The organism is Agromyces zhanjiangensis (genome assembly GCF_040496055.1).
In the GTDB taxonomy this organism is placed as follows: Bacteria; Actinomycetota; Actinomycetes; order Actinomycetales; family Microbacteriaceae; genus Agromyces; species Agromyces zhanjiangensis.
On the sequence record NZ_JBEPKB010000011.1, the window covers coordinates 47,525 to 68,300 of the forward strand.

At 69.4% G+C, this 20,776-nt stretch carries 21 protein-coding genes; 15 read left to right on the forward strand and 6 right to left on the reverse strand.

Features of this window, described 5'->3' with window-relative positions; genetic code table 11:
- Positions 1 to 60 precede the first annotated feature (60 nt).
- From ABME02_RS16990 to hisD, 15 genes are all read left to right on the forward strand, one after another.
- On the forward strand, positions 61 to 519 hold the full coding sequence (locus tag ABME02_RS16990) for a MaoC family dehydratase (RefSeq protein ID WP_353816615.1): 459 nt from the start codon (positions 61 to 63) through the stop codon (positions 517 to 519).
- Positions 520 to 609: 90 nt separating this feature from the next.
- Positions 610 to 2,391 (forward strand): acyl-CoA dehydrogenase, encoded by a 1,782-nt coding sequence (locus tag ABME02_RS16995; RefSeq protein WP_353816546.1) that lies wholly within the window; start codon positions 610 to 612, stop codon positions 2,389 to 2,391.
- Between the two features lie 24 nt (positions 2,392 to 2,415).
- Positions 2,416 to 3,153 carry an SDR family oxidoreductase gene (locus ABME02_RS17000; protein WP_353816547.1) on the forward strand — a complete coding sequence of 246 codons (738 nt, stop codon included), beginning with the start codon at positions 2,416 to 2,418 and terminating at the stop codon, positions 3,151 to 3,153.
- Between the two features lie 2 nt (positions 3,154 to 3,155).
- Complete coding sequence (locus tag ABME02_RS17005; protein ID WP_353816616.1) at positions 3,156 to 4,304, forward strand: thiolase family protein; 1,149 nt, start codon at positions 3,156 to 3,158, stop codon at positions 4,302 to 4,304.
- Positions 4,301 to 5,098, forward strand: coding sequence for an enoyl-CoA hydratase/isomerase family protein (locus tag ABME02_RS17010; RefSeq protein WP_353816548.1), 798 nt, complete (start codon positions 4,301 to 4,303; stop codon positions 5,096 to 5,098). The genes ABME02_RS17005 and ABME02_RS17010 overlap by 4 nt, the downstream gene beginning before the upstream one ends.
- 148 nt (positions 5,099 to 5,246) lie before the next feature.
- Positions 5,247 to 6,482: a CaiB/BaiF CoA transferase family protein gene (locus ABME02_RS17015; RefSeq protein WP_353816549.1), complete on the forward strand. Its 1,236-nt coding sequence runs from the start codon at positions 5,247 to 5,249 to the stop codon at positions 6,480 to 6,482.
- The gene (locus tag ABME02_RS17020; protein WP_353816550.1) at positions 6,479 to 7,270 is read left to right on the forward strand and encodes an enoyl-CoA hydratase-related protein; all 792 of its coding nucleotides are present in this window, start codon (positions 6,479 to 6,481) and stop codon (positions 7,268 to 7,270) included. Before ABME02_RS17015 ends, ABME02_RS17020 begins: the two co-directional genes overlap by 4 nt.
- A 17-nt stretch (positions 7,271 to 7,287) precedes the next feature.
- Positions 7,288 to 7,728, forward strand: a complete 441-nt coding sequence (locus ABME02_RS17025) for a nuclear transport factor 2 family protein (RefSeq protein ID WP_353816617.1) — start codon at positions 7,288 to 7,290, stop codon at positions 7,726 to 7,728.
- Positions 7,725 to 8,558, forward strand: coding sequence for an SDR family oxidoreductase (locus ABME02_RS17030; RefSeq protein ID WP_353816551.1), 834 nt, complete (start codon positions 7,725 to 7,727; stop codon positions 8,556 to 8,558). Before ABME02_RS17025 ends, ABME02_RS17030 begins: the two co-directional genes overlap by 4 nt.
- Positions 8,559 to 8,813: 255 nt before the next feature.
- The gene (locus ABME02_RS17035) at positions 8,814 to 9,413 is read left to right on the forward strand and encodes a sugar O-acetyltransferase (RefSeq protein ID WP_353816552.1); all 600 of its coding nucleotides are present in this window, start codon (positions 8,814 to 8,816) and stop codon (positions 9,411 to 9,413) included.
- Positions 9,400 to 9,987, forward strand: coding sequence for a TetR/AcrR family transcriptional regulator (locus ABME02_RS17040; protein WP_353816553.1), 588 nt, complete (start codon positions 9,400 to 9,402; stop codon positions 9,985 to 9,987). The genes ABME02_RS17035 and ABME02_RS17040 overlap by 14 nt, the downstream gene beginning before the upstream one ends.
- A gap of 132 nt (positions 9,988 to 10,119) precedes the next feature.
- Complete coding sequence (locus ABME02_RS17045) at positions 10,120 to 11,397, forward strand: flavin-dependent oxidoreductase (protein WP_353816554.1); 1,278 nt, start codon at positions 10,120 to 10,122, stop codon at positions 11,395 to 11,397.
- Positions 11,394 to 11,894: a MarR family winged helix-turn-helix transcriptional regulator gene (locus ABME02_RS17050; RefSeq protein ID WP_353816555.1), complete on the forward strand. Its 501-nt coding sequence runs from the start codon at positions 11,394 to 11,396 to the stop codon at positions 11,892 to 11,894. Before ABME02_RS17045 ends, ABME02_RS17050 begins: the two co-directional genes overlap by 4 nt.
- Positions 11,891 to 12,364, forward strand: a complete 474-nt coding sequence (locus tag ABME02_RS17055) for a DUF3237 domain-containing protein (RefSeq protein ID WP_353816556.1) — start codon at positions 11,891 to 11,893, stop codon at positions 12,362 to 12,364. The genes ABME02_RS17050 and ABME02_RS17055 overlap by 4 nt, the downstream gene beginning before the upstream one ends.
- A 150-nt stretch (positions 12,365 to 12,514) precedes the next feature.
- Positions 12,515 to 13,840, forward strand: coding sequence for a histidinol dehydrogenase (gene hisD, locus ABME02_RS17060; protein WP_353816557.1), 1,326 nt, complete (start codon positions 12,515 to 12,517; stop codon positions 13,838 to 13,840).
- Between the two features lie 24 nt (positions 13,841 to 13,864).
- Here hisD and ABME02_RS17065 read toward each other — a convergent pair whose 3' ends face one another.
- The 6 genes from ABME02_RS17065 to ABME02_RS17090 all read right to left on the reverse strand — a co-directional run bounded on the left by ABME02_RS17065 (position 13,865) and on the right by ABME02_RS17090 (position 20,733).
- Positions 13,865 to 14,824 carry a LysR family transcriptional regulator gene (locus ABME02_RS17065; RefSeq protein WP_353816558.1) on the reverse strand — a complete coding sequence of 320 codons (960 nt, stop codon included), beginning with the start codon at positions 14,822 to 14,824 and terminating at the stop codon, positions 13,865 to 13,867.
- Between the two features lie 82 nt (positions 14,825 to 14,906).
- A complete protein-coding gene (gene speB / locus ABME02_RS17070) occupies positions 14,907 to 15,857 on the reverse strand; it encodes an agmatinase (RefSeq protein WP_353816559.1) in 951 nt (316 codons plus the stop codon).
- Positions 15,847 to 16,851 (reverse strand): EamA family transporter RarD, encoded by a 1,005-nt coding sequence (gene rarD / locus ABME02_RS17075; protein ID WP_353816560.1) that lies wholly within the window; start codon positions 16,849 to 16,851, stop codon positions 15,847 to 15,849. The genes speB and rarD overlap by 11 nt, the downstream gene beginning before the upstream one ends.
- Before the next feature lie 112 nt (positions 16,852 to 16,963).
- Positions 16,964 to 18,334, reverse strand: coding sequence for an MFS transporter (locus ABME02_RS17080; RefSeq protein WP_353816561.1), 1,371 nt, complete (start codon positions 18,332 to 18,334; stop codon positions 16,964 to 16,966).
- Between the two features lie 63 nt (positions 18,335 to 18,397).
- Positions 18,398 to 19,294, reverse strand: a complete 897-nt coding sequence (gene dapA, locus ABME02_RS17085; RefSeq protein WP_353816562.1) for a 4-hydroxy-tetrahydrodipicolinate synthase — start codon at positions 19,292 to 19,294, stop codon at positions 18,398 to 18,400.
- Entirely contained in the window at positions 19,291 to 20,733 is a 1,443-nt protein-coding gene (locus ABME02_RS17090) for a protoporphyrinogen/coproporphyrinogen oxidase (RefSeq protein WP_353816563.1), read from the reverse strand. The genes dapA and ABME02_RS17090 overlap by 4 nt, the downstream gene beginning before the upstream one ends.
- Between the last annotated feature and the right edge of the window lie 43 nt (positions 20,734 to 20,776).

Consider the following 20,776-nt stretch of genomic DNA (forward strand, 5'->3'; position numbering starts at 1 on the left):
GCTCGAGCACCCGCTGCGCCCATTCGCGTTCAGCCTCCGAGAAGCAGGGAAGTGACCTTCATGCCGACGACGATCTCCATCACCGACCTGCCGACCCTCGCGGGCGTGGATCTCGGATACTCGGACTGGCTGGAAGTCGGACAGGACCGGATCGACCTCTTCGCTCACGCGACAGGCGACGACCAGTGGATCCACCTCGACGCAGAGCGAGCTCGGACAGGCCCGTTCGGGACCACGATCGCGCATGGCTTCCTCTCACTCGCGCTCATCGCGCCACTGTGGGAGCAGGTCCTCACCGTGACGGGCTCGAGCATGAGCGTCAACTACGGCATCGATCGCCTTCGATTCATCTCTCCCGTTCCGGCGGGTTCCGCGGTGAGACTGCACTCCACGGTGGAGTCGGTGACTGAGATCGCAGGCGGATGGCAGCTCACCGTCGAGCAGCTCCTCGGCGTCCAGGACGCGACGCGCCCAGCAGTGGCCGCGACGTGTCTGTTCCGCTTCTACCCTGCCGCGTGATCGTCAACGATCCACCATGTGATGAGCTGGTCCGTCTTGTGGTACAGTTCCGACATTCGGAGCACACAGCCTGTCGAAGGAGACGACGCTTTGACCGATTCGCGGATCCTCGACCCCGCTGACATGACGTTCGTCCTTCACGAATGGTTGCGGGTCGAAGACCTCGTCCAACTCGAGCGATATGCCGACCACGGTCGTGACACCTACGACGACGTCATCGATCTCGCGCGACGCCTGGCCAAGGATCAGTTCGCACCGCACAACCGCGCAGCCGATCTGGACGAGCCGCAGGTCGTGGATGGCGTCGTGCGGCTCCACCCCGCGATCGGCCCCGCACTTGCGGCGTTCGCGCAGGCGGGGCTCGTCGGCGCCACCATGGACTACGAGGCTGACGGCATCCAACTCCCCCATGTCGTCTATCGCGCGGCGCTGATGTGGCTGCAGGCCGCCAACATCAGCACAGCGGGCTACCCGCTGCTGACGACCGCGGCCGCCAATCTGATCCGCGCACACGCTTCCGCGGAGCTCGCTGATCGCTACCTGGCACCGATGGTGGACGGCCGGTGGTTCGGCACGATGAACCTCTCGGAGCCCGGCATCGGCTCGGGTCTCGGCGACCTCCGGACGCACGCTGCCCGGCAAGCCGACGGCACCTACCGCATCCGAGGCGACAAGATGTGGATCTCGGGTGGCGACCACGAACTCAGCGAGAACATCGTCCATCTCGTCCTCGCCCGCACTGGGGGCGACGGCGTCAAGGGCCTCTCACTCTTCATCGTTCCGAAGTGGCTCGGAGAGCCGGGAGCGCTGACCGACCGCAACGACGTGGCTCTCGTCGGCATCAACCACAAGATGGGCTACCGCGGAACGGTCAACACCGTCCTGACCTACGGCTCTGGAGCTCACCCCATCGGCGACGAGTCGGGGGCGATCGGATATCTCATCGGCGACGAGGGCCTCGGCCTCACCTACATGTTCCACATGATGAACGAGGCGCGGCTGGCGGTCGGAGGATCAGCCGCAGCCCTATCCGCGACCGGATTCCTTCACGCCCGCGCGTGGGCGAGGGAACGCGAGCAGGGGCGCGAGCTCGGAGGCAAGGATCCGTCGCTCCCGCCGGTGGCGATCATCCGCCACCCCGATGTGCGCCGCATGCTCTTGGAGGCCAAGTCGTACTCCGAGGGCTCGGTCGCGCTCGTCCTCTATACGACTCGTCTTCTGGACCTCGCGCAGGCGAGCGCAGATGGCGCTGACGGCCGTGACGCCGATCTGCTACTCGATGTGCTCACTCCGATCGCCAAGAGCTGGCCCTCGCAGTGGGGGCTCGCAGCCAACGACCTCGCGATCCAGATCCACGGCGGCAGCGGCTATGTCCGCGACTTCCCGGTGGAGCAGTTCTACCGCGACAACCGCTTGAACGCGATCCACGAGGGCACCCACGGCATTCAGGCTCTCGACCTGCTGAGTCGCAAGGTGCGCCTCGCCGACGGGGCGGGCCTGACTCTCCTTCTCGACCGAATGCACGACACGGTGGCACGTTGCGCGGAGGTGGCTCCCGACCTTGCAGCCATTCTGAGCGACCGTGCAGAACGATTGCGGCACGTGACTGACGCGCTCTGGGAAGCAGGTGACGCCCGTGCGGCGCTCGCCAACGCGAGCGACTACCTGGAGGCCGCAGGCGACGTCGTCGTGGGCTGGCTCCTCCTCGACCAACTCGCAGCGCTCGGCGCCAGAACGGACGTGTTCGCGGCCGCCAAGCGTCTGACCGTGGAGTTCTACTTCCGACATGTCCTGCCGCGCGCCGAGCCTCGGTTCGCATTGCTCGCCTCCGGCGACCGCATGCTCGCCGACCTCGACGACGCGCTCATCTGACTCCTCACGCACGAAAGGAAGCACGTGTCCACGCTGACATTCGACTTCACCGGGCACACCGTCCTGGTCACCGGCGGCGCACGCGGCATCGGGCTCGCGGTCGCCCGCTCGTTCTCCGCATGGGGAGCAACCGTCTACGTCGTCGACCTGGACCAGGCAGCGCTCGACGAGGCGGCCGGCGGCGGAGCGGTCCGTCCCCTCCTCGCGTCGGTCTCCGATACCGATCAGGTCTCCGCCGTAGTCGCCCAGGTGGTCGCCGAGACCGGACGCGTCGATGTCCTCGTCAACAACGCGGGCATCCTGCGCGATCGCATGATGTGGAAGCTGACCGACGACGACTGGGACACCGTGCTCGACACCCACGCTGGCGGGACGTTCCGGTTCACTCGAGCTGTCGTGCCGCATATGCGCGAGCAGGGTCGCGGACGCGTGATCAACATCACGTCGCATTCGGGGCTCCACGGCATCGTCGGCCAGACGAACTACTCGACGGCGAAGGCCGGAATCATCGGCTTCACTCAGACCGCCGCCAAGGAGCTCGCTCGGTTCGGGATCACGGTCAACGCGATCTCACCGAATGCCGCGACCCGGATGGTCGAGTCGATTCCGGAGGAGCAGCTGGCCGTGCTGACGGCGCAGATCCCCCTGGGTCGCTTCGCGGAGGCGAGTGAGATCGCCCCCGCCATCGGTTTCCTGGCCTCGAACGAGGCCGGCTACATCACTGGAGCTGTGCTGCGCGTGGATGGAGGACTTTCGATATGACGATGCGTGATGCCGTGATCGTCGCGGCCAAGCGAACCCCGGTGGGAGTCGGCAAGCCCGTCAAGGGCGCCCTCGCCGACGTCCATGCCGTGGATCTGTCGGCGCATGTGCTCTCAGCCCTGATCGCGTCGACGGGCATCGACGAGGCCGAGATAGAAGACGTGATGTGGGGGTGTGTGAGCCAGGTCGGCGAGCAGGCGGCGAACATCGGACGCAACGCTGTTCTGGCGGCCGGACTGCCCGAGTCGGTACCCGGCACGACCATCGACCGCCAGTGCGGCTCATCCCAGCAGGCGATCCACTCGGCAGCTGCAGCGATCATCGCAGGCCAGGCCGACGTCGTGATCGCCGGAGGCGTGGAGTCGATGTCTCGCACGCCGATGTTCTCCAACATCGGTGAGAAGGACCCGTACGGCCCCCGCATGCGGGCGCGATACCCACACCTGGTGAACCAGGGCGTGAGTGCGGAGATGATCGCCCGCCGCTGGGGCCTGACCCGCACGGCCCTGGATGAGCTGGCGGTCGAATCGCACGGACGCGCAGCGGATGCGGCATCCCGGGGCCTGTTCGCCGACGAGATCGTGCCGATCGAGACCCCCGCCGGCCCCGTCGGCGCCGACCAGGGCATCCGCCCGGGCAGCACCGTCGAGATCCTCGGCGGGCTCCCCACGCCGTTCCAGGAGGACGGCGTCGTCTCGGCGGGAAACGCCTCGCAGATCTCGGACGGGTCGGCGGCGGTCATGCTGATGACATCAGCGAAGGCAGCCGAGCTCGGCCTCACGCCGATCGCGCGCGTCCACAGCGCCGTCGCCGTCGGCAGCGACCCGATCCTGATGCTCACCGGCCCGATCCCAGCCACCGAGAAGGTGCTGCGTCGAGCAGGGCTGCGAATCGAGGACATCGGCGCCTTCGAGATCAACGAGGCGTTCGCTTCGGTCGTCGCGGCGTGGACCGCCGAGACCGGCGCCGACCCCGCGAGGGTCAACCCCCGCGGAGGCGCGATCGCACTCGGGCACCCGCTCGGAGGCTCAGGCGCTCGGCTGAGCACGACGCTGCTGCACCACATGCGGACTGACGGCATCCGATACGGGCTTCAGTCGATGTGCGAGGGCGGCGGCATGGCCAACGCGATCATCTACGAGCTGCTGTGACCACCGGTGACGCGACGCGCGCGAACCCACTCGTCGAGCTGGACGTCGACGGCCCCGTCGCGACGATCCGCCTCAATCGTCCCCCGCTGAACGTCCTGTCGACGGCGGTCTCCGAGCAGCTGGCTGCTACGGCAGCCGAAGTGAGGAGCCGCTCCGACGTCCGGGCCGTGATCGTGACCGGAAGCGACCACGTATTCGCGGCCGGAGGCGACATCGCGGAGATGGCGTCGATGGCTCCGGAGGGTATGGACCGCTACGTCACGACGCTCCAGGCCTTCACCGACGGCATCGCGGCGATCCCGGTTCCGACGGTGTCCGCGATCGAAGGGTATGCATTGGGCGGTGGACTGGAGCTGGCGTTGTCGACGGACTTCCGGTTCGCCGGCGACAGCGCGGTCCTCGGCCTCCCCGAGATCCGACTGGGAATCATCCCCGGAGCGGGTGGCACGCAGCGGCTGGCGCGGCTTGTCGGGCCCACGCGGGCGAAGGATCTCGTCTTCACCGGCCGGCGCCTCACTGCCGCGGAAGCCCTCGCGCTCGGCATCGTCGACGAGGTGACGGCGGCGGGAGATGCCTACGCGCGCGCCGTCGAATGGGCTCAGGCTCTCGCAGCAGGACCGACCCGCGCGCTCATCGCGGCCAAACATGCGATCGATCGGGGAGTCGAACTGGACCTCACCACGGGCTGCCGACTGGAGCGGGAGCTCATCGTTCCGCTCTTCGCGACGCACGACCAGAAGGCCGGAATGGCGGCCTTCTTGACCAAGCATTCCGCGAAATTCAACGGAGACTGATGCCCGGCCATCCACCCGCGATGATCCCGAATGCGGGACGACGCCCGAAGCAGCGGACCGATAGATCGAGTCCGCAGCACCGCAGAGACGAGGAGCCGACGATGACTTCCTTCCATTGCCCGCGCACGATGGATGCGGAGCCCTTCCGATGAGCGCAAGCGAGACCCTTCCCCTCGCCGGCATCCGGATCCTCGATCTCACGCGCGCGCTTTCCGGACCGCTCTGCGCCTCCCTGCTGGCTGACCTCGGAGCCGAGGTGATCAAGGTCGAAGGCCTCCCGAAGGGTGACTCGACCCGCCACTGGCCGCCGTTCGACGGCGACCGGAGCCTGTACTACCTGTCCGCCAACCGGAACAAGCGATCCATCGCCCTCGACCTGCGCACACCCGAGGCGCAGGGCATCCTGCTCGATCTGGCCCGACGGTCCGACGTGCTGCTCGAGAACTTCCGACCTGGAGTACTCGACAAGCTGGGACTGGGGTCCGAGGTACTCGAGCGCGAGGCGCCCGACCTGATCGTCACGTCCATCACCGGTTTCGGGCCGATCGGACCGCTGCGCGACGCCGCCGGTCTCGATCAGGTCGCACAGGGGATGTCGGGGCTGATGTCCGTCACGGGCGCGGGCGAGCACACTCCCATGCGCGTCGGAGTTCCGATCGCCGACATCGTCACGGGGCTGTACACGGCGGTCGGCGTCGCGGCAGCGCTCGCAGGTCGCGGCCGCACCGGCCATCCGGCACGGATCACCACCTCACTGCTGGAATGCACGACATCCCTCATGACCTTCCAGGCGCAGCGATTCCTCAGCGCCGGCGAGGTCCCCGAAGCACAGGGAAACGATCACCCGCTGATCGCCGCCTACGGAACCTTCGATACCGCCGACATCCCGATCAACGTCGCCGTCGGCACAGATGCCCAATGGATCGCCATCTGCCGCATCCTCGGCGAACCCGACCTGGCGACGCGCCCTGAGTACGCTCAGCCGGCCGACCGCAGCGCCAATCGGGTCGCCCTGGCCGCGGAACTCAACCGCCTGTTCGCGCGCCGTGGCGCGGCCGACTGGGTCGAGGAGCTGCGTGCCGGTGGAATCCCCTGCGGCCCGATCTACACGATGGACAAGGTCTTCGAAGACCCGCAGGTCGTCGCGCTGGGTCTGGTCGAGGAGGTCGCCGGGCCCGAAGGCCGCACGGACCGCCTGATACGGGGTCCGCTGTGGGTCGACGGTGCGCCGACTTCCGTGCGCCTTGCGCCGCCGCCGCTCGGCGCCGATGGCCACGATGTCCTTGCTGAGCTCGGATACGCGGACGACACGATCCGCACTCTGACGGAGCAAGCAGTCGTCGCGCAGCCCGGCAGCACGGCGGGATCGAGGTCGATCGCATGACGCAGTCCATGCCGGAGGGGGTCGTCACCGCCGCGCGCGAGGGAGCGATCGGCTGGGTTGTCATCGACAACCCCGCTCGACGCAATGCGCTCAGCGCCGAGATGATGCGCACGCTCGCCCGTGCCGTGGAAGACTTCGACGCACGCTCCGACGTGCGGATGATCGCGATCAGGGGTGCCGGTGATGCCGTCTTCGCGTCGGGCGCCGACATCCGCGCGCTCGAAGCACGGGGCACGTCGGCAGAGGCCCAGGTCGACTACGACAGCGCGGTCGATGCGATGTTCAGCGCACTGACGGATGCAGCGACCCCCATTCTGGCCATGATCCACGGCGTCTGCTTCGGCGCAGGCATGGCGATCGCACTGGCCGCCGACATCCGCTTCGGCGACGAGGCGAGCCTGTACTCGATCCCTGCGGCGCGCATGGGAATCGGCTACCCGCTCGCGCTGACGCGCCGGCTGGTCGCCGTCGTCGGCCCCGGCAACGCCGCAGAGATCCTCTTCGGTGCGGGCCGCTTGGACGCACAGACCGCTCAGCGCATCGGGCTCCTCAATCGGGTCACGACAGCGGCATCGCTCGAGTCGGAGGTTGCGGGCTTCGGCGCCTCACTCGCCGCCAATGCCCCACTCACGATCCGTGCGGCGAAGCTCTCGATCGCCGCTGCGCTTGACGTTGTCGATGACCACACCGCTCTCGAGGCCATCGACGCCTGCATGCGTTCGCAGGACGCGCTCGAGGGCCCGATCGCATTTCGAGAGAAGCGCGCGCCGCGCTTCACAGGCCGATGAAGGAGCAGCACTTCGTGATGATGTCCGACCCGCGCGCCGAGAAGCCGGCGATCGCCGCTCACTGCCGCGACACGCTCATCGCCTTCGCTCACCGGCTCGACCACCGCCGCTTCGAGGAAGCGAGTGAGCTCTTCGCCGAGGACGGGGTCTGGCACCGCCACGGCGAGACCCTGCTCGGTCGTGAACGGATCCTCGAGGTGATCAGTGAGCGGCCGTCGTCCCTGATCGAACGGCATCTCTTCACGACGAGAGACGTCGAGGTGGAGTCCGATCGGTCCGCCCGCGCGATCTCGTACGCCATGATCGTCCGGGCATCGGGCGACAGGAAGGCGATGGTGCCCACCCCCGGCCCCGAACTCCTCGCCGAGTTCCACGACCAGCTCGTCCTCACCCGCACGGGCTGGCGCATCTCGCGGCGGAGCGCGGTCGGGGTGTTCCGGTTCGGAGGCGACGCATGACCGGCCGTCTCGCGGGGGCGACCCTGCTCATGTCGGGCGGCAGTCGCGGGATCGGTCTCGCTATCGCCGTCGCCGCGGCACGCGAAGGCGCGAACATCGCCCTCGTGGCGAAGACCGTCGTTCCCGATCCGCGGATTCCGGGGACGATCGGGGCGGCCGCCGCCGCGATCGAGGAGGCCGGCGGACGAGCCCTTCCCATCGCCGGCGATGTGCGGAACCAGGCGACGGTCGAGGACGCCGTACAGCAGTGCGTCGCCGCGTTCGGGGGCATCGACATCGTCGTGAACAACGCCTCGGCCATCAACCTCGGTCGCTTCGGCGACGTGGCGCCCATGCGCTTCGACCTGATGCTCGATGTGAACGTGCGAGGCACCTTCGCCCTGACGAGCGCTGCACTCCCCTACCTGCACGAATCCCCGCGCGCTCAGGTGATGACGCTGTCCCCTCCGCTCAACCTCAACCGCTACTGGTTGGGTGCCCACGCCCCCTACACGATGTCGAAGTACGCGATGAGCCTTCTCACGCTGGGCCTCGCGGAGCAGGAGCGCGGGCGCATCGCCGCGTACTGCCTGTGGCCGCAGACGCTCATCGCGACGGCGGCCGTGCGGAACGTCGTCGGCGGCGACGCGGGGGTTCAGCGATCCCGCACTCCCCAGATCATGGCGGACGCCGCCGTAGTCCTGTTCACCTCGGACGCAGCGATGACCACGGGCACGTGCCATATCGACGCCGAGGTGTTGCGAACCACCGGCAGGACCGACCTCAGCTCCTACGCCACCAGCGGCTCGGAGGAGAACCTTCAGCTGGACCTCTTCCTGGATGCGTGGTGAGCACCGAACGCTGGGCGAACGACGGTGCGCGGTGACCCTCTGATCGTGGTTCCAAGTCCCGGCGCATCTTCGCTGGGGAGTCGGACCCGTTCCCCGCGGAGCACGATCTGTCGCGGGTGAAGAAGCACGGTCGCCTCGAGGATGCGGCCGCGGAATCCGCGGTCCCGAGCGATCGCACCGTCGCTGAGCGGGCGCATGGGTCCGACAGTGGCGATTATGCGTACACTCGTACATACTCTCTGGTACCGTGGATCCATGACCGAATACTTCGCTGGCGACCCGCGCACGAATCGGGAGCGCATGCTCGCCGGAGACCTCTACATCGCCGACGACCCCGAGAGCGGCCGCATCGCGCAGCGCGCCGTCCGGCTCGCCGACGCCTACCACCGCGCCGCCGTGGCGGACGAGTCAGCGGCCCGCCCCCTGCTGGAGGCGCTGGTCGGGCACCTCGGCGAGGGCGCGTTCGTCAAACCGCCGCTGTTCGTGGACTACGGCGAGAACATCTCGATCGGGGAGCGCACGTTCGTGAACTACAACCTCACCGCGCTCGACGTTGCGGCGATCACGATCGGCGACGACTGCCAGATCGGGCCGAACGTGCAGTTGCTCACACCGACGCACCCGATCGACCCCGAGCCGCGCCGCGACAAGCTCGAGGCAGCCCAGCCGATCACCATCGGTGACAACGTCTGGCTCGGAGGCGGCGTGATCGTCTGCCCCGGGGTCACCATCGGCGACGACTCCGTCATCGGCGCGGGCGCAGTGGTCACCAAGGACATCCCCGCGGGGGTGATCGCGGTCGGCAACCCCGCGCGGGTGATCCGCGCGATCGGAAGCCAGGATGCCACGAGCTGAATCGAACGTCGGGAGCCGCCGCGGCCGCCGCAACGACCCCGACCGGCGCGACCGGATCATCGACGCGTGCCTCGATGTCATCGCCGAATCGGGAGTCGCCGGCGCGTCCCACCGCAGGGTCGCGGAGCGCGCCGGCGTCCCCCTGGGTTCGATGACCTACCACTTCGACGGAATCGACGACCTCCTGAATCAGGCGTTCGCGCGATTCACCACCACGATCAGCGAACGGTTCGAGGAGCGGATGGCGTCCGCCCATGATCCGGCGTCGGCGCTGGACGCCGTGATCGCGATCATCCGCGATGACGTGTTCGGAAGCAGCCGGGAACTCGTGCTCACCCACGAGCTGTACACGCTCGCGGCCCGCGAGCGCGGCTATCGCCGCCTCACCGCAGAATGGATGGCACGCAGTCGTGCCGCGCTGGAGCAGCACTTCGACCCGGAGACCGCTCGGATCCTGGATGCGCTGATCGAGGGCCTGACACTCCATCGCGCGCTCGACGACGATCGGCCCGACTCCGTCGACATCGCAGGGGCCGTCGTTCGGGTCATCGGCCCCGAAGGCGGGGGCCGATAGCCGGGCGCGATCAATCGAGTCCGCCGGCGAATCGACGGCACGCCTCGACCACCGACCGCTGGACGAAATGTAGTTCACGTGCAAAACTACATTTGCGCGCCGACGTGGTCGCGCAGACAGGAGCCCCGCATCGTGAACGTCGTCATCGTCGGAGCCGGCATCGCCGGCCTCGCCACGGCCCTCAGCCTCGAGGCCGCGGGCATCCGCGACATCCGCATCTTCGAGCGCGCGTCCGAGATCCGCGGTCTCGGCGTCGGCATCAACCTGCTGCCGCATGCCGTGCGCGAACTCACCGAGCTCGGCGTCGCCGACCGGATCGAGGCGCTGGGCGTCGCGCCGTCGCGCCTGGCCTACTACAACCGGCACGGCCAGGCGATCTGGTCCGAGCCGCGCGGGCTCGACGCCGGCTACCGGTGGCCGCAGCTCTCGGTGCATCGGGGGCGGCTGCAGCTCGCCCTGGTCGACCTCGTGCGCGAGCGCCTGGGCGAGGTCATCGAGACCGGACATCGCCTCGTCGACGTCACCGAGGGGCCGGATGCGGTCACGGCGACGTTCGACACCGAGGCAGGCCCGGTCGACGCGACCGGCGACCTCGTCATCGGCGCCGACGGCATCCACTCCGCGTTGCGAGCGATCCGATATCCCGCCGAGGGCGCACCGCCGTGGAGCGGCCTCACGCTGTGGCGCGGCACCGCGGTGATCCCCGGCTACCTGGACGGGCGGACGATGATCATGGCCGGCGACGGCGACCAGAAGTTCGTCGCCTACCCGCTCAGCGCACCCGACGACGCGGGGTTGCAGCGCGTGAACTTCATCGCCGAACGTCGAGGCGAGGGCGCCCCCGACGCCGACTGGAACCGCGCGGTCGACCCGGCGCCGATCGTCGAGCTGTTCCGGGACTGGCGATTCGACTGGCTCGACGTCCCCGCCGCGATCGCCGCCGCCGACGAGATCCTGGAATACCCGATGGTCGACCGCGACGCGCTGCCACGGTGGACCTTCGGCCGGACCACGCTCGTCGGCGATGCCGCCCACGCGATGTACCCGAACGGGTCGAACGGCGGCTCCCAGGCGATCCTCGACGCGCGCACCCTCGCCCTCCACCTCGCGACCGCGCCGACCGTTCCCGCGGCACTCGACGCCTACGAGGCCGACCGACGCCCGGCGACCGCGGCCCTCCTCGAGATGACCCGGCAGACCGGCCCCGAGCGCGTGATGCAGCTCGCCTACGAGCGCGCACCCGGCGGCTTCGCCGACGTCCACGACGTGATCCCCGAGGAGGAACTGGCCGAGATCGCCGCCGCCTACAAGCGTGCGGCGGGGTTCCACCCCGACGTCCTCAACTCGCGGGCGTCGATGAGCGTCGTCGCCGACGCCGGCAGGCCGGCTGAGGCACAGGCGACATCATGAGCTTCGACGCCGCCCGCCTCGCCGCCGTCGTCTCCCCGCTCCGCCGCGCCCTCCTCGGCGCCGCACGCCGGCGCGAAGGGCTGCCCGAACTCCAGGACGCGCAGATCGAGGTCATCCGAGCGCTCCCCCGCGGCACGGTCGCGTCGCCGAGCGAACTCGCCGAGTCGCTCGGCCTCGGCCGCCCGACCGTCAGCAACCTGCTGAATCGCATGGAACGCGACGGCCTCGTCGCCCGCACCCCACGCGCCGGCGACGGCCGGGGCGTCGACGTCGTGGCATCCGCCCACGCCCTCGACCTGTTCGTGCGCTTCGACCGGGCCTCCGCCGCGATCGTCGCGGACGCGGCATCCGTGCTGCCAGCCGACGACCTCGACGCCCTCGACGCCGCGCTGCCTGCGCTCGAGCGGCTGCGCGACGTCCTGGTCGAACTCCGGCATGGCGACGGGGCAGCGGAGACGACGGCGGCGGCGGTCGACACGACGGAGGAACGAGCATGACCGATCACCCCGCACCCACGGTGCCCGCGCTCGAGGCAGCCTTCGACGTCGTCGTCCACGTCGGCGCCGTCGACGACTACGGCGCGACCCGCGCCGGACACCGGCGGGTCATCTCGATCACCGGCGGACGGATCACCGGGTCGCTCACCGGCGAGATCCTGCCTGGCGGCGCCGACTGGCAGCTGGTGCGACCGGACGGCTCGCTCGAGATCGACGGACGCTACTCCGCTCGCACCGACACCGGCGACCTGCTCTACCTCCAGGTCGCCGGCGTGCGCTCCGGTGAGCCGGCGGTCCTCGAATCGCTGCTCCGCGGGGACGCGGTCGATCCCGCGTCGTACTACTTCCGCACTGCCCTCACGATCGAGACCTCGGCACCGCGACTCGCGCACCTGCAACGCTCCGTGTTCATCGCCTCGTGCATCCGCGAGGCCGATACCGTCCAGTACACGGCCTATCGGGTGACGTGAGCGCCGATGCCGTACTTCGGTCCCCCATGTGACATAAGAGAGTCCTATACCTGACCCAATAGAACTGACCTTTGTCTTGTGGATTCCGTCCGCATACCTTGAATCATGCGACACCCGGACCCGGGTGCTCGAGGTACGGAAGGGAATGCGATGCGACGGTACGTGAAGAGCGCGGTGCGGTCATCAGGGGCGGGCGGTTCCGCCGACGCTGTCGGTGAGACCGTCACCACCGTCATCGCGGACGTGCGTGCTCGTGGGGATGTCGCCGTTCGGGAGTACTCGGAGAAGTTCGACCGATTCGCCCCGGCGTCGACCCGACTCGGCGATCGCGAGATCCAGGAAGCGATCGCGCGCGTCCCCGCGCAGACGATCGATGACATCAAGACGGCTCAGGAGAACGTGCGTCGCTTCGCGCAGCTGCAGCGCGACTCCCTGCGCGACTTCGAAGCCGAGGTGCAACCTGGCGTCTTGCTCGGGCAGAAGAACCTCCCCGTCAACGCGGTCGGCGCCTACATCCCCGGCGGCCGGTACCCGTTGCTCGCCTCCGCGCACATGACGATCATCACGGCGAAGGTCGCCGGAGTGACGCGAGTGGCGGCCGCCACGCCGGCGCCCGGCGGAGTCATCCCGGATGCCTCCATCGCTGCGATCCACCTCGCCGGCGCGGACGAGATCCACCTCATCGGCGGAGTGCAGGCGGTCGCAGCCCTCGCGATCGGAACCGAGACGATCGACCGCGTCGATGTCCTCGTGGGCCCGGGCAACGCGTACGTCGCGGAGGCGAAGCGGCAGCTCTTCGGCGAGGTCGGCATCGACCTCTTCGCCGGCCCGACCGAGGTGCTGATCATCGCCGACGAGACGGCGGACCCGTTCCTGACGGCGGTGGATCTCCTGAGCCAGGCGGAGCACGGCCCCGACTCCCCCGCCATCCTCGTGACCACGTCGGATGCGGTCGCGCGGGCGGTGCTCGCCGAGATCGAGGAGCAGCTCGCCACCCTGCCGACGGCGGAGATCGCCGGCGCGGCATGGCGGGATCACGGGCAGGTGATCGTCGTCGACGATCTCGAGGAGGCGTATGCGGTGTCCGACGAGTTCGCGAGCGAGCACGTCCAGGTCTTCACGGGCGACCCGCGCGAGGCACTCGGCGAGCTGACGAACTACGGGGCGCTGTTCCTCGGCGAGAACACGTGCGTCTCCTACGGCGACAAGGTCATCGGCACCAACCACGTGCTCCCCACCCGCCTCGCCGCCCGCTACACCGGCGGGCTCTGGGTCGGCAAGTTCCTGAAGACGGTCACCTACCAGGAGATCACCTCGATCGAAGCCTCGGCCGAGCTCGGCGTCCTCCTCGGTCGCGCAGCGCGCGCGGAGAACTTCGAGGGCCACGCCCGTTCGGGGGATGCCCGAGCCGCACGCGCCACCGGCACCCTCCCCGACTGGGCAGGAGCGGTCCCCTCGGACGCACACCGTCCGTGAGTCGGCCGCGCCCGTCCGATCCGGTCAGTGCCGGAAGAACCGAGCGAGCTGCGGAGTCGACACGATGAGCTCGGCGGTGCCGTCAGCCGTGTCCTGGTGCTCCAGGAGCGAGTCGACCGCCATCCGCGCCATCTCGCGCGTAGCCGGCGAGAGCACCGCTCCGCGGCGTTTCACGAGTGCGATCGTGTCGTAGAGCCGGGGCTGGAACGAAACGGTGTGCAGGCCGCCGTCGATGAGCGGGGACACGGCCGCCCTGCAGATGATCGAGTCACCGAATCCCTCGCGGACCAGGGAGATAGCCGTCGTCAGGTACTCGACCTCGATCTCGGGTTCGATCTTCCCGCCGGCGATCTGCGCACGCTCGTCGAGTTGCCGTCGCGCCGGATCCACCGTGGCGTAATGCGCGTCGTAGAGCACGAGCGGGGCGGCCAGGAGGTCCTCGATGGCCCGAGCATGCACGGCGCGGCTCGGATCGGCGGTGACGTACACCAGCTCGTCGCGCAGGAGCGGAACCAGTTCGAGCCCGTCGTCGACGATGGGAAGTGTCACGAGTCCGGCTTCGAGGACGCCGCTCGCCACGTCTGCGGCGGTCTCAGCGCTGTTCTGCCCGACCAGCCGGATCCGGACCCGGGGATGCTCCCGTCGGAACCGCTGCGCAAGGTCCGCCTTCAGGTAGAAGTCCGCGTTGCGGAGCAGCCCGAACGTCGCGATGCCGCCGTCGAGCTCCAGCTGCGATCGAACGGCCCGACGACCCTGGTCGGCAGCGGCGACGGCCGTCTCCGCATGGGGCAGCAGCTGCTCCCCTGCGGCAGTCAGGACCAGCGTTCGCGATGCTCGATGGAACAGCGGAGTCTCCAGTTCCTGTTCGAGACGCCGGATCAGGTCGGAGACGGCAGGTTGACTCATCTTCAGCTCCGCCGCGGCGGCCGTGAAGGAACGGAGCGCTGCGGCGGCGACGAACGCCTGCAGCTGCGTCAGCGTCATGAGGTCAGCCTATTCGGACCGCTCCTCGCGCCGGCCGCCGTGGCGACCGCGTCGACGGAACGGTCCGCGGACGACTCGTGCGCTATCGGGCCTCGCTCAACCCCATGAGCGTGATGAGCTCCCACGCCGTGTGCGCGGCGGCGAGCCCGGTGATCCCGGCGTGGTCGTAGGCCGGCGCGACCTCGACCACGTCGGCACCGACGATGTTCAGCCCCCGCAACCTCCTCAGGACCGCGAAGAACTCGCCGGTGCTGATCCCGGCGACCTCGGGCGTGCCCGTGCCGGGAGCGAACGCGGGGTCCAGCACGTCGATGTCGACGGAGACGTAGACCGGAACACCTCCGACGCGCGCACGGATCTGCTCGGCGATGCGCTCGCTCGATCGGTCCAGGAACTCCTCGGCGCGGATGATCCGGAAGCCGGCCCGAGCGTCGTCGTCGAGTTCCGCGGGGCTGTAGACGCCGCCACGGATGCCCACGTGCTGGCAGTGCTCGAGATCGAGCAGTCCCTCCTCAGCGGCACGCCTGAACGGGGACCCGTGCCAGATCGTCGCGCCGTGGAGCACGTCCCACGTGTCGAGATGGGCATCGAAGTGGACGACGGCCACCGGACCGTGCGCGGACGTCGCCGCCCGCAGGAGTGGCAGGGCGATGGTGTGGTCGCCGCCGAGCGCGACCACCCTGGCTCCGTCGTCGACGAGTCTCCGCGCGCGGGTTTCGATGGCCTCGACCGCTCGTGGGATGTCGAACGGACCGACTGCGACGTCGCCCGCGTCCACCACTTGGACGTCGCGGAAGGGATAGGCGTCATGAGGGGCGTGGTAGGGATGCAGCTGGCGGGAGTGCTCGCGGATGTGAGCCGGGCCGAATCGAGCGCCGGGCCGGAAGCTCGTACCCGAATCGAAGGGAACTCCGAGCACGGCGATGTCGGCTCGATCGACGCGCTCGATCGTCGGCAGGAGCGCGTAGGTCGCCAGGCCGGCGTAGCGGGGCATCTCGGGATCGTCGCGCTGTCCCTGGACGTCATCTCGCATGAGGAACATCCTCCCATCGCCTGACTCTCGGAGTCATCACCCGGCAACGAGACGGCCGCCTGGAGATGAACCCGTCGACCGCGAGCAGGCCGAGGGCTGCGGCGAGGACGAGGTACACGACTGCATCGCTCTCGTGCAGGTGTTCGCCGAGGAGCATCGCGACGACGAACAGCAGGATCGGCTCGACGTAGGTCAGGAGGCCGAACACGGGCATGCTCAACGCACGCGACGCCCCGAGGTAGGCGGTCATCGCCGCAGCGCCGGCGACCCCAGCGGCGATCACTGCGAGCAGCGCCGCGGACCCGGTCGGCCCTTCCGTCGTGAACAGGAACCAGATGGACACGGGGACGAGCAGCACGACCTCGGCGCCGAACGCCGCGGCGCCCTCGAGTCCCGACTTCCTGCGGATCGCGAAGTAGAGGGCGTAGCCGATGCAGACCGTGAAGGTCACCCAGGATGCCGCGCCGGTGAGCACCAGGTTCGTCCCGACGGCGACGGCGGCCACGGCCACGGCGATCCACTGCAGCTTCGAGACCCGCTCACGGAAGCCGACGCGGCCGATCACGACGAGCACGATCGGCAGGAGCAGGTAGCCGAGGGATGCGTCGAGCCCGTACCCGTGAGCCGGGGCCCAGGCGAACAGCCACATCTGCACCCCCACGAGCGCGCTCGTGGCCACCAGCACGAGCGGGGACCACCAGGATGCGGTGAGCGCGGCGACGAGTCCGCGCAGCGCGCGGCGATTCGATCGCCCGAACAAGGCGGCCGCATAGCACGCCGCCGTGATCACCATCCGCCAGGCGAAGACGGCCTCGGGCGAGGCGTCGATGACGCCGGAGACGTAGAACATCACCCCGAAGAGCGTGCTGGCCAGCAGGGACCAGACGATGCCCCTCAGCGGCCGGCCGGCGCGCGCCGCGACCGCGTGTTGCGGCTGTGCGAGCGTGGTCGTCGCGGATCGTTCGTGAATCGACATCGCGTCGGGGGCCGGCACCGGCCGGTTCCCCTTCACCTCCTCCGGGATGTCGTCGAATGGATCGATGGTCGGTCGTGCCCGGCTGGGATCGCGCCGGTCCTGCGACCCCAGCCGTGCACGCGTTCGGCTCTCAGGCCGCGCTGACGGTGCTGCGGGTGCTCCGTCGGCCCTTCGCCGGCGTGAGCGCGGCAGCCTCGCCGAGCGTCTTGCCTCGCGTCTCGGGCGCCCAGGCGATGCAGATGACCGCGCCGGCGAGCGTGATCGCTCCGGCGAGGATCATCGTGGGTCCGATCCCGATGCCGGCGAGCGCGATGGGCACGAGGTAGGTGCCGGCGGCGGCGCCGATGCGGCTGAGCGAGGAGGCGAGCCCGACCGCCGATCCACGGACCTCGGTCGGGAACAGCTCGTTCGGGTACACCCATTGCATGATCTGCGTGCCGCCGATGAGCACGGCGTACGCGGCGAAGAGGATGAGGATCACGAGGGTGCTGGCGCCCGGGAAGATCCCGAGGGCGAGCAGGGCGAGCCCTGCCCAGACGAAGCTGTGGATGATGAGCGGGCGGCGCCCCATCCGTTCGACGAGCGCGACGGCGACGAGGCATCCGACGAGGAACATCACCGTGATCACGGCCGCGCCGATGTGAGCCAGGTCGTCGCCGATGTTGAGGGCGGAGAGGATGGCGGGACCGAAGGCGTACACGGCGAAGAGCGGCACGATCGAGCACGTCCAGAACAGCGTCACGAAGGCGATCCGCTTGCCGTACCCGCCTCGGAGCAGGTCGCGGACGCTCACCTTGGCTCCCGCGCCCTCGTCGGCGGCGAGCAGGTCGTCGGTCGTCACCCCGGCGCCGTAGACCTTGGTGATGACCTCCTGCGCCTCCTCGACACGACCGCGCTTGAGCAGCCACCGCGGCGACTCGGGCGTTCCCATTCGGGCGAGCACGATGATGATCCCGGGCAGGGCCGCACTCGCCAGCATCCAGCGCCAGCCGTCGTCGAACTGCAGCAGGAACTGGCCGACGATGTACGCCACGGCCGCGCCGATGAACCAGGTCGTCACGAACGCGCCGAGGAGCTTGCCGCGGTAGCGGCGCGGCGTGAACTCGGCCAGCAGCGAGGTGGCGATCGGGTAGTCCGCGCCCACGGCGACGCCGATGAGCAGGCGCAGGATGATGAGCCAGAACGCGTCTTGGACGAAGGCCTGCAGGACCGAGCAGGCGACGAGCGCGATGAGGTCGACGGTGAACAGCAGGTGCCGGCCGAACTTGTCGGTGAGCCACCCGCCGAGGAAGGCGCCGAAGAAGATGCCGATCAGCGCCGCGGCGCCGACGAGCCCCTGTTCGGACGCGGTCAGGTCGAATGCGGGCGTGATCTGGACCATCGCGACGCCGATGATGCTGAGGATGTAGCCGTCGAGGAACGGCCCGCCGGCCGTGAAGACGGCGAGTCGCTTGTGGAACGGGGAGAGTGGCGCGTCGTCGAACGCGTTGAGAGTGGACATCAGGGTTCCCTTTCGTGCGGAGAAAACGTCGTTGTTGTTCTGCGAGGGGATCGAGGCGGCCCGTCAGCGCGCGGCGACGGGAGCGAGCGCCTCGAGGGCGCGGCCGATGCGTGCGACCGCATCCGCGGGCAGTTCGGCCGTCGGGCGGCGCGGCGACCCGACCGGTTCGCCCTGGAGGGCGAGCGCAGCCTTGACCGCGGGGATGAACGGCACCGAGAGCAGGGCGTCGATGACGGGGTAGAGCCGACGCCACTCGGCGAGGGCCCCGCCCAGGTCGCCGTCGGCGATGAGCCGGCTGACGCGGACGATCTCGTTCGGCACGACGTTGGCCGTGCCGGCCATGACGCCGGCCGCGCCCTCGACCAGGGCGCTGTAGAGGTAGGCGTCCCAGCCGATGAAGGTGCCGATCACGTCGCCGTGGTGGTGGATCAGCTGGAGCGCCTGCTCCCAGTTCGCGCTCGAGTCCTTGATGTACCGGACGTTCTCGACGCGCTCGGCGAGGCCGCGCACCGTGTCCGGGTCGAGGTTCACGCCGGTGACGGACGGGATGTTGTAGAGCATCACCGGTACGTCGACGGCATTCGCGACATCCGTCAGGTACGCGACCGTCTCGTCGACCGAGAGCGGTTCGTAGTACGGCGTGATGAGCATCAGGACGTCGGCGCCGGCACGCTGGGCCGCGCGAGAGAGACGAATGGCCCCGGCCGTGGAGGTGGCGCCGGTCTGCGCGATCACCGGGACGCGGCCGTCGGCGTGCTCGATCACGGTCTCGATCAGTCGTAGGCGTTCGTCGGACGACAGCGCGCCGACCTCGCCGGTGGAGCCGGCGGCGACGACGCCATCGACGCCCGCGTCGATGGATCGATCGACGACGCGGCGGAGCGTCGGCACATCGAGGGACTCGTCGGCGTCGAAGGGCGTGGTCAGGGCGGTGAGGACGCCCTGGAGTCGGGTGGTCATGCGGAGTTCCTTTCGTGGAGGCGGTTCGCAGTGGTGGCGCTGGGTACCGGGGCGAGGCGGGCCGGCATGCCGACCGTGGTGCGGGTCTGCCGGCCGGTGGCGAGGACGCTCGCGGCCTCCTGCGCGGCCGAGAATCCCGTGGTGATGGAGGTCTCGGTGTAGAGGGTGCCGAGGTAGTCGCCGGCGAGGAACACCCGGGGGGTGCCGCGCAGCAGCGTGGGCTGGATCTTCGCGCGTCCGGGGAAGCTGTACGGGGACGCGACCTCCCAGCGCTCCGCCTTGGCCTCGACGACGGTGTTCGAGAAGCCCGGGGCCTTGAGCACCTGCTCGAGGTCGGCGAGGTGGATGCTGGTGACCTCTTCGTCGCTCTTGTCGAGGAGCGCCTTCCCGAGGCTCGCCGGCGAGAACGTCATGAAGCTGCCGCCGGGCCGGCGCACCGATTCGGTGCCGCGCACGATGCTCGCCTGGTTGAGGGCGATGGCGAACGAGCGCTTCGGTGCGGCGATCGCGTAGATGTCGTCCCACGGGCGGGCCGAGGTCTCGTCGGTCAGGAACGCCGAGCTGACGTGCGGGCCGTACTTGATCTGCCCGAGGGCGTCGCGCAGCTCGGCGGGCAGGTCGACCCCGATGCGGTGCGTGACGTCGGCGGTGGTCGCGAGGACGACGGTCCGAGCCTCGACCTCGTGGTCGACGCCGTCCTGACGGTAGCGGACGAGGACGGAGTCCTTCCGGTGCACGATCTCGTGCACCTCGGCCCCGAGCTGCACCCGATCGCCGAGTGCCGCCGCGACCGACTCGGTCAGGGTCGACGGGCCGCCCACGATCCCCCGGCTGAGCCCCTGCCCGAACCCGAGGACGAGGCTGAAGTAGCCGATCCCGGCGCCCGCGGAGATCTGGTCCATGTCGCCGGCCGAACGCGTCACGGTCGTCTTGAACAGCGCTGCGGCGTCGTCGGGGAGGTCCCCGATGAAGTCCTGGAAGGAGACGTCGTTGGCGAAGTCGTAGATGCGCTGCTGGCGCATCGCACCCGACTCCCCCGCACGCTGGCGTACGACGCCGGTGTACTTCGCCACGCCGCGGACGACCTTGAGGCCGGCCATGACGGTCGCGAGGCGCGCGCTCATCGGCATCGGGATGCGCATCGGATACGTCGCGATGTGGCCCTTGCGGAGGAACGTGCCGTTCATCGACAGTGCCTGCAGCGATCCGGGGACGCCGACGGCCGCGACGCCGACCTCGTTCAGCAGGGCATCCGTCGAGGAACCGGGTCCGGCGAAGACGTGCCCGCCCCAGTTCAGCCAGTAGTCGCCGCGACGCTCCGACTTGATCCGGCCGCCGACGCGAGTGTCGGCCTCGAGGACGAGCGTGTCCCAGTGGCGAAGCCGCCAGGCGGCGGAAAGGCCGGCGAGTCCTCCGCCGACGATCACGGTGTCTCTCATGATGGGTCCTCCATTGGGCCTGTCACCGAGGTCCGGCGGACCT

Coding starts and splice junctions, on each gene's coding strand:
- ABME02_RS16990 (WP_353816615.1), top strand. CDS start 61: ATGCCGACGACGATCTCCATCACCGACCTGCCGACCCTCGCGGGCGTG.
- ABME02_RS17005 (WP_353816616.1), top strand. CDS start 3,156: ATGCGTGATGCCGTGATCGTCGCGGCCAAGCGAACCCCGGTGGGAGTC.
- ABME02_RS17030 (WP_353816551.1), top strand. CDS start 7,725: ATGACCGGCCGTCTCGCGGGGGCGACCCTGCTCATGTCGGGCGGCAGT.
- dapA (WP_353816562.1), bottom strand. CDS start 19,294: ATGACCACCCGACTCCAGGGCGTCCTCACCGCCCTGACCACGCCCTTC.
- ABME02_RS17015 (WP_353816549.1), top strand. CDS start 5,247: ATGAGCGCAAGCGAGACCCTTCCCCTCGCCGGCATCCGGATCCTCGAT.
- speB (WP_353816559.1), bottom strand. CDS start 15,857: ATGCGAGATGACGTCCAGGGACAGCGCGACGATCCCGAGATGCCCCGC.
- ABME02_RS17040 (WP_353816553.1), top strand. CDS start 9,400: ATGCCACGAGCTGAATCGAACGTCGGGAGCCGCCGCGGCCGCCGCAAC.
- ABME02_RS17065 (WP_353816558.1), bottom strand. CDS start 14,824: ATGACGCTGACGCAGCTGCAGGCGTTCGTCGCCGCCGCAGCGCTCCGT.
- ABME02_RS17050 (WP_353816555.1), top strand. CDS start 11,394: ATGAGCTTCGACGCCGCCCGCCTCGCCGCCGTCGTCTCCCCGCTCCGC.
- hisD (WP_353816557.1), top strand. CDS start 12,515: ATGCGACGGTACGTGAAGAGCGCGGTGCGGTCATCAGGGGCGGGCGGT.
- ABME02_RS17055 (WP_353816556.1), top strand. CDS start 11,891: ATGACCGATCACCCCGCACCCACGGTGCCCGCGCTCGAGGCAGCCTTC.
- ABME02_RS17035 (WP_353816552.1), top strand. CDS start 8,814: ATGACCGAATACTTCGCTGGCGACCCGCGCACGAATCGGGAGCGCATG.
- ABME02_RS17025 (WP_353816617.1), top strand. CDS start 7,288: ATGATGTCCGACCCGCGCGCCGAGAAGCCGGCGATCGCCGCTCACTGC.
- ABME02_RS17090 (WP_353816563.1), bottom strand. CDS start 20,733: ATGAGAGACACCGTGATCGTCGGCGGAGGACTCGCCGGCCTTTCCGCC.
- ABME02_RS17020 (WP_353816550.1), top strand. CDS start 6,479: ATGACGCAGTCCATGCCGGAGGGGGTCGTCACCGCCGCGCGCGAGGGA.
- ABME02_RS17080 (WP_353816561.1), bottom strand. CDS start 18,334: ATGTCCACTCTCAACGCGTTCGACGACGCGCCACTCTCCCCGTTCCAC.